Raw genomic sequence first — 242 nt, 5'->3', positions numbered from 1 at the left:
ACCACGGCGCCGCGCGGCACCAGCAGGTTCTTGTCGCCGTAGTCGTTGGCGTGGTCGGGGAAGTCGCCGTACGAGAGCACCGATTGCCCCGAAATGCCGCCGCCGATCGCGGCCCAATCCTTGTAGAACGAGGCGATGGCGACGACGTCGGGCAGATACACCTGCTGCACGAATTCGATCGTGCGGTCGATGATCTGCGAGACGAGATTCAGGCGCTCCATGTTGACCGCGCCGACCGCGCC

At 65.3% G+C, this 242-nt stretch carries 1 protein-coding gene; it reads right to left on the bottom strand.

Annotated features, from left to right (window positions below; genetic code table 11):
* Positions 1–242, bottom strand: a 242-nt coding sequence (locus SB816_RS34465; protein ID WP_410548553.1) for a nickel-dependent hydrogenase large subunit, incomplete at both ends; no start/stop codon positions are given.

This window comes from Achromobacter sp. SIMBA_011, assembly GCF_046535435.1.
GTDB classification, from domain to species: Bacteria; Pseudomonadota; Gammaproteobacteria; order Burkholderiales; family Burkholderiaceae_B; genus Achromobacter; species Achromobacter dolens.
The sequence above is the reverse complement of the archived record's forward strand: the minus strand, read 5'-3'. Positions and strand labels throughout refer to the sequence as shown.